This is a genomic window from Salinisphaera sp. S4-8 (assembly GCF_040361235.1).
Taxonomy (GTDB): Bacteria; Pseudomonadota; Gammaproteobacteria; order Nevskiales; family Salinisphaeraceae; genus Salinisphaera.
Map to the genome: position 1 here is coordinate 24,298 of NZ_APNF01000010.1, position 11,790 is coordinate 36,087.

Below are 11,790 nucleotides of genomic sequence, written 5' to 3' on the forward strand. Positions count from 1 at the left end.
GACAGGAATTCGACCATGGTGATGCTTCTGACCGGCGGCGCCGGCTATATCGGCTCCCATACCGCGCTCGTGCTGCTGGAGGCCGGATACGACGTCGTGGTCTACGACAATCTGTCGAATTCGTCGCCGGAATCGCTCAGGCGCGTGGAGCGGTTGAGCGGGCGGTCGCTGACCTTCATCGAAGCCGACATCCGCGATACCACACGCCTCGAACAGGCACTCACCGAACATGCGGTCGATGCAGTGATTCATTTCGCCGGGCTCAAGGCGGTCGGCGAGAGTACCGAAAAACCGCTGGCCTACTACGAAAACAACGTCGGCGGCACGTTGTCGCTGTGCCAGGCCATGCGTGCCGCGGATGTGCGTACGCTGGTGTTCAGCTCGTCGGCGACGGTATATGCCGAATCCGACGAGATGCCGTTGACCGAAGCCGCGCCCACCGGGCGGCCGACCAACCCCTACGGCAGCTCCAAGCTGATGATCGAATGGATCCTGCAGGATCTGTACGCCGCCAACCCGGACTGGTCGATCGCCATTCTGCGCTATTTCAACCCGGCCGGCGCCCATGAAAGCGGCGAGATCGGCGAAGATCCGAATGGCATTCCCAACAATCTGTTGCCCTATGTCTCGCAGGTGGCCGTGGGCCGACTGGAACAGCTGTCGATCTATGGCAACGACTACGCGACCCCGGACGGTACCGGCGTACGCGACTATATCCATGTCATGGATCTGGCCGAGGGCCATCTGAAGGCGGCAAACGCCATCGCCCGCGCCTCGGGCCTGCATATCTGGAATCTGGGCACCGGCAAGGGCTATTCGGTACTTGAAGCGGTACAGGCATTCGAACGCGTCAGCCAGCGCCCCGTGCCCTACCGAATCGTGGGCCGGCGCCCGGGTGATATCGCCCAATGCTGGGCCGACCCGCGCAAGGCCGAAGCCGAACTCGATTGGCACTGCAGCCGCGGCATCGACGACATCATGGCCGATGCCTGGCGCTGGCAATCACACAACCCGCAGGGCTACCGCGACAGCGAGCGCTGACGTCGGCGAACAAGCCGCCGACCACAACGGCGGCTATCGCCTGGCCCCTGTCGAGGCGTGCGCGGCCCGCACGCAGGCCGCTTGCCCCGATACAATCCGCGACTAGCCGGAAACCGGCGTATCGCTTCGATCCGCCCAGCGCTCGCGCTTGCGATACAGCGTGGACGGGCTGGTATCCAGCACTCTCGCAGCGGCCGGAATACTGCCGCCACAGCGCTCGATCGCGCGTTCGATCGCCCAGCGTTCGATTTCTTCGAGGGTCATGCCGTCAAAGCCGGACGGCGGTAGCGGCGTGTCCGTATCGGCGGCCTCGGCGGGCTGCGTGGTCTGGGTCGTCATCGCCGCGCGGGCAGGCTCACCGCCCACATTGGCGGGCAGGGACAGCTGCGGACCGGCACTCATGACCACGGCACGACGTATCGCGTTCTGCAATTCGCGCACGTTGCCGGGCCAGCTGTGACGCTTTAACTGGGCAACGAGTTCATTCGTGAGGGTATCGAACTGCTTGTTCTCCTCGGCAGCGAAGCGATCGAGAAAGCTCTGCGCCAAAAGTGCGATATCGTCGCCGCGCTGACGCAGCGGTGGCAGCTCGATGGGCAGCACCGACAGGCGATAGAACAAATCCTCGCGAAAACGTCCGGCCGCCACTTCGGCCGCGGGGTCGCGATTGGTGGCACAAACCACGCGGACATTGACCGCTTCCGGCCGGCTGCTGCCGACGCGCTGGATCATCCCGGTCTGGAGAAAACGCAGCAGCTTGACCTGAAGCTTGAGCTCCATTTCGCAGATTTCGTCGAGAAAGAGCGTGCCGCCATCGGCCTCCTTGGCCGCGCCGATGCGGTTTTCCAAGGCGCCGGTGAACGCCCCCTTCACATGCCCGAACAATTCCGACTCGAGCAGGTTCTCGGGGATCGCGCCGCAGTTAATAGCCACGAAATTGCCGCTGCTGCGATCGCTGATCTGATGAATCGCCTCGGCCGTGACTTCCTTGCCCGTGCCACTTTCGCCGGTCACGAACACCGTGGCCTTGGAGTTGGCGACGTTCTCGATCGCGCGGTAGACCGCCTGCATGGCATCGGAGGCCCCGACGAAACCGTGAAACCGCTCGCGCCTATTCAGGCGCCGCGCCACGCTGACCTCGCGTTCGAGCATGCGCCGTTCGCCGGCCCGGTTGACCGTGGTGGCCAGACGTTCGGGGGCGACCGGCTTGACCAGGAAGTCGTAGGCGCCCAGGCGCATGGCCTGGATCGCGCGGTTGATCGAACCATCGGCGGTAATCACCACCACGCTCGATTGTTCGACGAATTCCGGCGCCATTTCCAGCAGCTGCAGGCCATCGCAGTCGGGCAGCTTCAGATCGAGCAGGATGACGTCATAGGGCTGGCGTGCATGTTCGACCAGGCGCCTCGCTTCGCTGCCATCGCCGACCACATCGACCTCACAGCCGACAGCTTCCAGCTGGCCGGCAAAGGTCATTGCCAGCGAGGCGGTGTCCTCGACGATCAGCACGCGTAGAGACGAGTTCATGCTGCAGTCCTTTCAATAGAGCGAATGACGAATCGGGCATGCGAATCGGAATTGTCTTCGCACCACTCGACCGTGCTGTGTTCACCATAGGAGACAATGCACTGATCCACCAGCCCGAACGCGATCTGCGCGAACGGCCGATCGGATTGATAGATCACATGCATCGCGCCGTCGACCTCGAGGGTGGTCACCGATGGCGGCTTCGCATCCGGATACAAGGCGCGCACCTCTTCATGGATATGCGCCTCGACATGGCAGAGTAGCGAACGCGCGCTCGGGTAGCACTGGATCATGTGCGGAAAGCGTATTTCAAAACGGGTGAACAGATAGCGCCCGAACGCCCGGCACAACTCGGTCGCCGATACGTTCGTACAGTCGGCGGCCGCAGTAATCAGCCGGGTGGCGTATTCACTCGGATAGCGGCCGATGGTGGTAAAGGCCGCATCGTCGGGGATGGCGGCAGCATCGACGACCTCGTCGGTCAGCTGGTATCCGAACTGTTCTTCCATGAAGTTCATCAACTCGACAAATATTAGTCCTTTCACGGCGATGGCCCTCTGTTGCATCACGTACAGATGCCCCAGAGCAAGCGGCGTGCCAGCGCGAAAACCCCGTTTTCAGGCGGTTATCGGCGATAAATTCGCACAATGCAATGCGCGCGCGTTGCGGATTGCAAAAATGCAATGTGTAAAAAGCGACGAAATGCCGGTTTGCAACGGAAAATAAAGGCTCTGCGGGTTGGCCCGCTTTTTGACATGTAGCGCTCGAACGCCACTTCGCAAAACGAGACGAACATGACAACTGCCGCCATCCGCTTCGCTTTGACCCTGGCCCTGCCGATTGTGCTGAGCGCCTGTGCCAGCGGTCGCACGCCGCATAACGTGGACGATGCGCGCTGGATGCCCGAGCACACCCCGGCCGAGGCGCAGCAGACCGTGTGCGTTGAACACACCCGCCCGGGCGACTACCCGATCGGCCAGGAAATCGCGCTCACCGAACTCATGGCCATGCCCAGCGTGCTCGCCCCCGGCGATCGGCTGCGTATCGAGGTCATCGGTGATCAGGACCGGCTCTCGGGCGTATTCGTCATCGACGAGGACGGGCGTATCAATCTGCCCGGACTGGCGCCGGTGCGCGCGGTCGGGCGTAGCGTGGCCGACGTGGAGGCGCTGGTCTCGCGCGAGCTTATCCAGGCCGGTTTCGTGCGTGCGCTCGAGCGGGTGGCCAGCGTGCTGCTCATCGAAAGCGGCGGTGTGTTTGTATCGGTGAACGGCGCGGTGTTTCACCCGGGCTCCGTGCGCGTGGGCGAGCGCGCCAGCAAGGACCGCGTCGGCCAGCGCGAAGGCGAGGCCAGCGGCGACGCGAACAATGTCCGTACCCTGTCGACGGCCATCCGCGCGGCCGGCGGCCTGCGCCCCGACGCCGATCTGGCCCATGTCTACCTCACCCGCAACGGCCGCTGGGCGCGTATCGATCTGTCGGGGGTACTCGCGGGCACCGACAGCCGCAGTGTGGACCTGGCCGCCAACGATCATGTATTCATCCCCAGCCGCGCCTGCTTTCAGCCCGAGCTGATGCGCCCGACCGTGCTCACCACGCCGGGCATTCGGGTGTACATGTCGAACCTGTCGCGCCCGGCGGCCAGCAACGCTTCCTCGGCGATCAGCAAGGACGCCACCAGCCTGCCCTACGGCACCCGTTTTCTGCAGGCACCGGTATCGGCCAACTGTGTGGGTGGCTCGGCCATGAATGCCGGCCGCAGCGCGGTGCTGATTTCTCGCAACCCGATCAACGGGCGCAGCGTGGTCATCCAGCGCAGCGTCGAGGAACTGGTGCGCAGCGCGCATCGCGACGATATCGACCCGTATCTGATGCCCGGCGACGCCCTGGCCTGCTACGACAGCCTCTGGATGAACGCCCGTGACGCGCTGGCCTTTGTCGGCGAAGCCTTCGGCTCTGCCGCCGCGGGGCTGGTCATTCACGACCTCATGAAGTGAACGATACCCATACCGATCACCACCACAACAGCACACCCAAAATGCAAAACCGCATCCTGCTGCGCATCTGGCACTTCATCCGCTACGGCCTGCCGTCGCCGGGACGCTACAAGCGTTACCTGCTGACCATCCTGCCGATCCTGGCGATCGTATGGGCCCTGGTGTTCGTGTATCTGGCCGTCGCGCCACTCAACTTCAAGAGCAGCATGACCCTGATCCTGCCCGGCTCGGGCATCGGTGGCTCGCTGAACCTGGAATCCATCGGCCAGGCCTCGGCCCAGAGCAGCTCGGCATTTGCCAGTAGCTCGCTGAGCCCGACCGAAAACTACAAGCGCCTGCTCAGCGCCGACAGCACCCTGCGCCGCGCGGCCGATATCCTCGGTGAGCCCGGCCAGCTGGCGCCGCCCACGATCAAGCTTGTCGATCAGACGAACCTGATCCTGGTCTCGATGAACGGGCCGACGCCGGAACATGCCCAGGCCCGGCTCGACGCGCTGCGTCAGGCGTTTCTGGAATGTCTGGATGTACTGCGCGACGACGAGCAGTCCAAGCGCGAAGCCGCTGATCGGGAACAGCTCGAAAACCTCGAGGCCAAGGCCCGCGCGGCCCAGCTCGACCTGCTGGAGTTCCAGGGCGATAGCGGTCTGGCCACGATGGATCAGTTCAACAGCCGTATCCAGATCGTGGACGAACTGCGTGCCCGCGAGCGTGAACTGCTGGTCGAAATCGAACACGGCGTGGCCGCCAAGGCACGCCTGGCCAAGGTTCTGAAAACGTCGGTGGAAAACGCAAGCCTTGCGCTCGTACTCAAAACCGATCCCATGTTCCAATCGCTGATCGACCAGTACGCCAGCGTGCATACCCAATGGACCGAAGCCAGCGCCACCCTGGGCGATCGGCACATGAACGTGGCCGAACTGCGCGCCGAACGCAGCGCGTTGCGCAAGGCCATGCTCGTTCGCGGGCGCGATCTCACGGGCCTGGAAGAAAAAATACTGCTACGGTTCGTGGATATATCGACCAGCGATGGTCGCGAGCGGATTTTCGAGCAGCTGATCGTCGCCGATGGCGAGTCGGCTGCAGCCCAGGCCCGTTTGCTCGAGACCCGTCGCCAGATGGACGAGTACAGCAAGAATGCCCACGAACTCGTTACCCAGGCCGCCAAGCTCTCCGAGCTGCTACGCGCGCAGCGCGTGGCCGAAGCGGTCATGTCGTCCGCGCTGGCACGCCTGGATACCAACAAGGCCGATCCGTTTTCCTCCTACCCGCTGGTTCAGACCTTTGAAAGCCCGTCATTGCCCCAGGCGCCCTCTTCGCCCTCGACCGTGCTGGCACTGGCCGGCGGCGTGGCTGCCAGCCTGTTCGTGCTGGTCGGGTTCCTGATGCTATGGCTGCGCCAGCCGCTACTCCAGCTAGCCCTGCCGAAAAGCTGATCTCGGGGACGATCCAGAGCACTTGGCTGCTCTGGATCGTCGGCGGCCTGTATATCGCTGGCCCCGTACTGGGTTGGGGGCTGGCGATGCTGGCCTTCATCGCCATTTACACGGCACCCAATCAGGCGCCAGCAGAGCGCCCACCCCCGCTACACCCGGCGATTCATCTGTGGCTGTGGGGCATGGCCGCAATGCTGATCATCCTCATCGTCGGCCATCTGCAAAACGAACTGGGCCTGCCCAAGACGATCAAATCCTCGATTGGCTGGGCCAAGGGCTGGGCGCTGATGGCGCTGTTTCCCTTCGCCGGCGCGGTATTGCAGGTACGCCCGGAGGTGATCTATCGCGCGATCTGCCGGCTGGGGCTGCAAACGCTGATCGTGATTCCATTCTTTCTGGTCGCGCCGTTCATCGGCCTGCCCGGGCTGCTCTATGTCTCGCCGCTCAAGATCGTGGGCGGCTCCGGGCCCGAATATTTCGCCGTGATTCTGTATACCATCGAGCCCGGCGCCGGTACGCCGCGCTGGCAGTTCTTCGCGCCCTGGTCACCGGCGGCCGGCATGATCGCGGTCGTGCATATCCTGTGCGCGATCGAGGAAAAGAATCTCAAATGGAAAGCCATCGGCATTGTCGCCGGGCTGATGCTGGCGCTGTTGTCGCAGTCGCGCCTGGCGCTGGTCGCGCTTGCCATCGTCGGGCCCACCGCCTATGGCGTGAGCCGGCTACGCGAAGCCTGGGTGTGGTTTGCCGCCGCACCCGCCGTGCTGGGGCTGGGCATGCTCGCCCCGCAGTTGCAGGCGCTGGCCGATCACGCCATCTACAAGTTCACCAGTGCACGCGCGGATTCCAGCCGCGTACGCGCCGCGTTAGGCCGGATTGCGACCGATCGCTGGCGTAACGAAGCGCCCTGGTTCGGCCACGGCATCGTCGAACGCGGGCCACATCTGGTGGAATACATGCCCATCGGCAGCCACCACACCTGGTTCGGCCTGCTGTTCGTCAAGGGGCTGACCGGCGCGGTGGCGCTGATCATACCGATGGTTGCCAGCTTCTGGATGGCGGGGCGTCTGTCGTTGCGCGATCCGGTCGGGCGCGTGGCGCTGTCCATGCTGTTGTTATTGACGCTCTACAGCTTCGGCGAGAATCTGGAGATTCTTGCCTACCTTTACTGGCCGGCGCTGTTTCTGGTGGGTATCGCCGCCCGCCGGGCCTCGCAGGCCTACGGCGCGCCGCCGGGGGCGTCACGACAGGCGAATGCGCCGTCGATTATTCGCGTCTACGGGCCGTGTCTAGCGGCCAAGCCCCCTTGGAAACAGGATGTAAGCATCGAAACTGTTCCAAGACCTTGAAAGCCACCGAACCCGGACAGCTGTTTTGGTGGCCGATTAATCATGATCACGACCCGCGCGGCGCGGCTGCCGCGCGGGCATCTAGCCAGCCGCGGCGGGCGCCGCGGCTTCGAAGATCTCGCGCCAGGCCTTGAACCGGCTCACGCTCAGGCTGCGTACCGATTGGCGCGCCAGCGCGCCCATCAACATGATCTCGCTGCGATTGACCGCCGCGATGGCGTCAGCAACGGCCTTGGTATCGTCGAAATCGAAGACATAGCCGCGCCCGCGCGCCTGTTCGGGCAGCCCGTCCACATTCGATACCAGAATCGGACAGCCGGCCGCGCGTGCTTCGGCGGCCACCAGACCGAACGATTCCCAGCGCGACGGTACCGCAAGCATGTCGCAGGCCGACAGGAAGGCCGCACGGTCGATGACCGGGCCGACGAACTCGACATGGGCCATGCCTTGGGCACGCGCCTTGAGCGCATCCTCGAGCGGGCCGAAGCCGCCGATACGCAAAACGAACCGTGCCGGATCGAGCCGCGCGAAGACATCGATAAGGCGTTCGAAGCCTTTCACCTCGGCAAAGCGTCCGAACGCGCCGATCACAATCGGGGCGTTGGGCGCGCGCGGCGTACGCGGGCATTCGAGCAACGGATCGATATCGCTGTACGGGGCGATCACGCGCAGGCGTTGCCCGGGTACGACGCCAATCGATTCAAGCCAGTCGGCCTGCCCGTGGGACACCGCCACGACCTGATCGAAGTGACGCAGCGACCAGCGCAACATCAGCCGAAACCGCCACTGATGCGGCACGTTCGCCCGCTCCCAGGCACGCGTATAGCTGTGTTCGACATGCACCAGCCGCGCGTTCGGGTTACGCCGACGCAGGCTGTACAGGAAAGCCAGACTGCGCCAGCGCGGCGGGAAGTGGGGCACGATCATGTCGGTATTGAGATACGGCGCCTGCCAGCTATTGGGATCGACCTGCTCGACACGCGAGCAGGCGATATCGGCCAGTTCCGGCCGGCCGTAGATCGATAGCGCCTGGGCAACCCCGCCCGCGGCGAAATCGTCTACAAGATGAACAACGCGAAGCTTTTTCATGCCGGGATACTCGTGTGCAGACGGCGGTTGACCAGGGTCATGAACACGGGCGCGGGCAGCCAGCGCGCTGCCAGCGATGCGGCGATGGTGACCATCGTCTTGGCCGGCTCCTGGATCGCGATCATCGGGCTGGTCGCCAGCGCCTGACGCACCAGCGCTACGGCAAAGGCGCCGTCGCCCAGCTGGATCGCGCGGCGGGCCAGATAGCGCAGCTGATAGGCCGCGGCACGTCGGCCGTGGCGGGCCAGCAGACGCGGCGCATAGCGGTGTGCCTTCTTGATGGCGCGCTGCCAGCTTTCGTATTGCCGAATCACGTTCGCGGACAGGCCGCCGTCGATGATGCGGTAGTCGGTGAGCAGGCCTTCGATGCCTTCAAAGCGACAGCTGTAGCCGCCGGCCATACGAACCCACAGTTCGATGTCCTCGGACTGGCGAAAGCTCTCGTCGAACCAGCACACCCGCGTACGCTCCTGCGGATGCACGAACGCCACCCGATCCAGCGCCGAGCGGCGAATGACCGCCGCGGAGCCATTGCCGACCGGGTTGCGGGTGAGGATGTGGTGCGCCTTGACGTTTTTCAGGCGCGGACGCTGTTCGACCCGCAGCGCCTTGCCTGCGGCGTCAATCAGGCGCGAACCGGCATAACTGACGTCGATTTCAGGGCTGGCGCTCAGATGGATGAAGTGCAGCGCCAGCTTGGAGGGGTCCCAGCGGTCGTCGGAGTCCAGCAGCGCAATGTACTGGCCACGAGCGGCGGCGATGCCGGTATTGCGCGCGCCGGCCAGGCCGCGGTTTTCCTGGCTGATGATACGAATGCGTTCGTCGGTGAACTCGCGGCAGATCGCCATGCTGGCATCGTTGCCGCCGTCGTCGACGATGATGAGTTCGAAGTCTTCGAATGTCTGTTTCAGAACCGAGGTAATGGCTTCGCCGACATAGGCTTCGGTGTTGTAGACCGGCATGACGACGGAAATGATCGGATGTTTCATGGCCCTTCTCGCTTTGCTGGTTGGTGGTGTCGAATGACAATTCGTACCGGTATCAACTCAAAAAGCGGGCCAATTTCCCTATTCTTTATTTTTCAATTAGTTAGCTAAATTTCAAACTCATAAATCCGAAACTGCGATGGCGATTTTTTCATTTTGCATCGCAGTTTCGGATTCCTTCCCACAATGCCAAGACTGTCGTCGAACGCGTGCGTTTTGCGCGCGCTCACGCGAACAGCCGGGTGCGCAGACGCGGCGGCAGAAACGGGCTGGCCAGCGCGCCGATCAACGTCAGCACGCCACGTCGCAGGTCGTCGCAAAATGCACGCGGGCTCGCGCACAGCCCGGCCAGCGCAAAACGCAACGACTGACGCGAAGAGGCGCCCGCACGCAGGGCACGCCGGGCCAGGTATCGACAATACAGCGCCTGCGCCGAGGCGCCATCGAACTGGGCGCTGTATCGCGATACCAGGCGCTTCCAGCCGGCATACATGGCATCCAGCTTCGAGGACAGCCCGCCCGGCGACATGCGATAGCCCACGAGCAGCGAATTGATGCCGACAATGGTCAGCCCGGCGCTGACCGCCCGGGCCAGCCATTCCTGATCTTCGGCATACTGCATCGCGGTATCGAAACCACCGATCCGCTCGAAGCACTGCCGATCGATCACGATATTCGAACTCGTGCAGACCGGATTTTCGCCCAGCACCCGGGCCAGTGACAGACGTCCGGCCGGCACCGTCGAGTGGGTCCGCGCATCGCGCAGACCGGCTTCGCCTTGCTGCAGAAACGCGATCTGAGCATAGCTGCAACGCACTTGCGGATGGTCCAGATGAAACTGCCAGTGCGTGGCGAGCTTGTCCGGGTGCCAGATATCGTCGGCATCGAGAAACGCCACGAACTGACCACGGGCCAGGCGCACGCCCAGATTGCGGGTGTGCGACACCCCGGCATTGCGCTGGGTACGCACATGAATACGCCGGTCGTGGGCGGCCAGTGCGCGCATGATCGCGAGGCTACCGTCGCTGGAGCCATCGTCGATGAGCCAGAGTTCGAAATTGCGCTCGCTTTGCGCGAGCACGCTTTCGACCGTTGCAATCAGCGAATCCTCGGCGTTGTAAACCGGGACGACGACAGAAAAACGTGGCGTGTTCATGCATAGCTCCCATTCGAGGTGGCGGGGTGTTCACAGACAGGGCTTTGGATCAGGTAATACAGCGCGGCCGGGATCATCACCACGGCCAGACCGGCGACATAGGCGCTCGCCGCGGCCATCAGACCGAAGGGCGCGAACAGACTCAGCGCGCCAAGCGCGGCGAAAATCATCGGTATCGCGCCCAGCCCCAGCACCGACACCAGCGGCGCGGCATCGACCCATTGCGAACCGAAGATCAGCGGTACATAGATATGGGCCAGTCCGACCTGAGCCAGTAGCACCGGCATGAAGACCACCACCGCCACGGCAAGACCCTGGCGACAGCGGCGCTGGCGCTCGGCCCACACGGGCACCGCACAGATATAGGGAAACAGCACATTGCCCAGGGCCATGACGAACGAAGTCGTGATCCCCAGCCCGGCGTTGAACGCGAAGTAATAAATACCCAGCGCTTCCACGCCGAACAGCGCGCCGACGACGAGCTTGTCGATCTGCGCGCGGGCCACCGTGGCCAGATCACTGACGAGCACACCCAGCCCGAAGCCAAGGAACGCACGGGCCGGCGCCCGCCCCGCCTGCGGCTGCGCACGCCAGCTGCGATTACGGCGCACCAGCACCAGCCATAGCGGCGCGGTCAGCAACTTGGGCAGCACGATCGCCCAGGCGCTGGGCCAGGCCAGCACCAGCAAGAGCGTGAATACGTGGTCGCAAATCGCCTGGGTAGCACGGATACGCGCAAGCAGGCCAAAGCGTTGTTCGCGCATGAGCAGAAATACCTGCACCAGCCCGGCCGGCATGAACAGATACACCCCGCTGAGCACAGCCAGCATGGCGGCGATATCGGTCATGTCGAAAACGGCATAGAGCACGGCCGCCACAAGCAGTTGAACGATGGCCACACAACCGAACCAGGCCCAGAACAGCCGATGCGCGGTATTACAGGCCGCCGCCAGCCCGGCGTCGGATTCGGCAATGATGCACTGACCAATACCCGCGTTCGCCAGCACGCGCACCAGCTCGAACAGACTCAGTGCGAGTGCGGCCGCGCCCATGACCGTGGGCGAGACCTGGCGCGCGATGACCACGATCGCTGCAATCCGTACGACACGGGTCAGTATTTCGGCACTGCCGAATGCCGCCAATCCGCGAGCGAGCGTCGAGCGCTGGGCATGACGAAAACGTTGGGCGAGCGATGCGATATTCATGGGGTGA

Annotated in this window: 10 protein-coding genes; 4 read left to right on the forward strand and 6 right to left on the reverse strand. The window is 63.7% G+C overall.

Annotated elements, in window-relative coordinates:
* Positions 1 to 15: 15 nt before the first annotated feature.
* The gene (gene galE, locus S4A8_RS14605) at positions 16 to 1,041 is read left to right on the forward strand and encodes a UDP-glucose 4-epimerase GalE (protein ID WP_353220688.1); all 1,026 of its coding nucleotides are present in this window, start codon (positions 16 to 18) and stop codon (positions 1,039 to 1,041) included.
* 102 nt (positions 1,042 to 1,143) lie between these two features.
* On the opposite strand, the gene S4A8_RS14610 is transcribed toward galE, so the two are convergent.
* Positions 1,144 to 2,568, reverse strand: coding sequence for a sigma-54-dependent transcriptional regulator (locus S4A8_RS14610; RefSeq protein ID WP_353220689.1), 1,425 nt, complete (start codon positions 2,566 to 2,568; stop codon positions 1,144 to 1,146).
* Positions 2,565 to 3,113 carry a heme NO-binding domain-containing protein gene (locus S4A8_RS14615; protein WP_353179877.1) on the reverse strand — a complete coding sequence of 183 codons (549 nt, stop codon included), beginning with the start codon at positions 3,111 to 3,113 and terminating at the stop codon, positions 2,565 to 2,567. The genes S4A8_RS14610 and S4A8_RS14615 overlap by 4 nt, the downstream gene beginning before the upstream one ends.
* Before the next feature lie 249 nt (positions 3,114 to 3,362).
* Between S4A8_RS14615 and S4A8_RS14620 the strand changes: the two genes are divergently transcribed.
* The 3 genes from S4A8_RS14620 to S4A8_RS14630 are packed head-to-tail and all read left to right on the forward strand — an operon-like array spanning position 3,363 to position 7,347.
* Positions 3,363 to 4,565, forward strand: coding sequence for a polysaccharide biosynthesis/export family protein (locus S4A8_RS14620; protein ID WP_353220690.1), 1,203 nt, complete (start codon positions 3,363 to 3,365; stop codon positions 4,563 to 4,565).
* Positions 4,562 to 5,998, forward strand: a complete 1,437-nt coding sequence (locus S4A8_RS14625; RefSeq protein ID WP_353220691.1) for a GumC family protein — start codon at positions 4,562 to 4,564, stop codon at positions 5,996 to 5,998. Before S4A8_RS14620 ends, S4A8_RS14625 begins: the two co-directional genes overlap by 4 nt.
* On the forward strand, positions 5,953 to 7,347 hold the full coding sequence (locus S4A8_RS14630; protein ID WP_353220692.1) for an O-antigen ligase family protein: 1,395 nt from the start codon (positions 5,953 to 5,955) through the stop codon (positions 7,345 to 7,347). The genes S4A8_RS14625 and S4A8_RS14630 overlap by 46 nt, the downstream gene beginning before the upstream one ends.
* Before the next feature lie 81 nt (positions 7,348 to 7,428).
* On the opposite strand, the gene S4A8_RS14635 is transcribed toward S4A8_RS14630, so the two are convergent.
* The 4 genes from S4A8_RS14635 to S4A8_RS14650 all read right to left on the reverse strand — a co-directional run bounded on the left by S4A8_RS14635 (position 7,429) and on the right by S4A8_RS14650 (position 11,783).
* Positions 7,429 to 8,436 (reverse strand): glycosyltransferase family 4 protein, encoded by a 1,008-nt coding sequence (locus tag S4A8_RS14635; protein WP_353179869.1) that lies wholly within the window; start codon positions 8,434 to 8,436, stop codon positions 7,429 to 7,431.
* Entirely contained in the window at positions 8,433 to 9,425 is a 993-nt protein-coding gene (locus S4A8_RS14640) for a glycosyltransferase (RefSeq protein ID WP_353179868.1), read from the reverse strand. Before S4A8_RS14640 ends, S4A8_RS14635 begins: the two co-directional genes overlap by 4 nt.
* 223 nt (positions 9,426 to 9,648) lie before the next feature.
* Positions 9,649 to 10,578 carry a glycosyltransferase family 2 protein gene (locus S4A8_RS14645; protein ID WP_353179866.1) on the reverse strand — a complete coding sequence of 310 codons (930 nt, stop codon included), beginning with the start codon at positions 10,576 to 10,578 and terminating at the stop codon, positions 9,649 to 9,651.
* Complete coding sequence (locus tag S4A8_RS14650) at positions 10,575 to 11,783, reverse strand: oligosaccharide flippase family protein (RefSeq protein ID WP_353220693.1); 1,209 nt, start codon at positions 11,781 to 11,783, stop codon at positions 10,575 to 10,577. Before S4A8_RS14650 ends, S4A8_RS14645 begins: the two co-directional genes overlap by 4 nt.
* Between the last annotated feature and the right edge of the window lie 7 nt (positions 11,784 to 11,790).

Excerpts from the sequence above, each read along its gene's own strand:
- galE (WP_353220688.1), top strand. The coding sequence starts at position 16 with ATGGTGATGCTTCTGACCGGCGGCGCCGGCTATATCGGCTCCCATACC.
- S4A8_RS14610 (WP_353220689.1), bottom strand. The coding sequence starts at position 2,568 with ATGAACTCGTCTCTACGCGTGCTGATCGTCGAGGACACCGCCTCGCTG.
- S4A8_RS14620 (WP_353220690.1), top strand. The coding sequence starts at position 3,363 with ATGACAACTGCCGCCATCCGCTTCGCTTTGACCCTGGCCCTGCCGATT.
- S4A8_RS14630 (WP_353220692.1), top strand. The coding sequence starts at position 5,953 with ATGGCTGCGCCAGCCGCTACTCCAGCTAGCCCTGCCGAAAAGCTGATC.
- S4A8_RS14635 (WP_353179869.1), bottom strand. The coding sequence starts at position 8,436 with ATGAAAAAGCTTCGCGTTGTTCATCTTGTAGACGATTTCGCCGCGGGC.
- S4A8_RS14640 (WP_353179868.1), bottom strand. The coding sequence starts at position 9,425 with ATGAAACATCCGATCATTTCCGTCGTCATGCCGGTCTACAACACCGAA.
- S4A8_RS14645 (WP_353179866.1), bottom strand. The coding sequence starts at position 10,578 with ATGAACACGCCACGTTTTTCTGTCGTCGTCCCGGTTTACAACGCCGAG.
- S4A8_RS14650 (WP_353220693.1), bottom strand. The coding sequence starts at position 11,783 with ATGAATATCGCATCGCTCGCCCAACGTTTTCGTCATGCCCAGCGCTCG.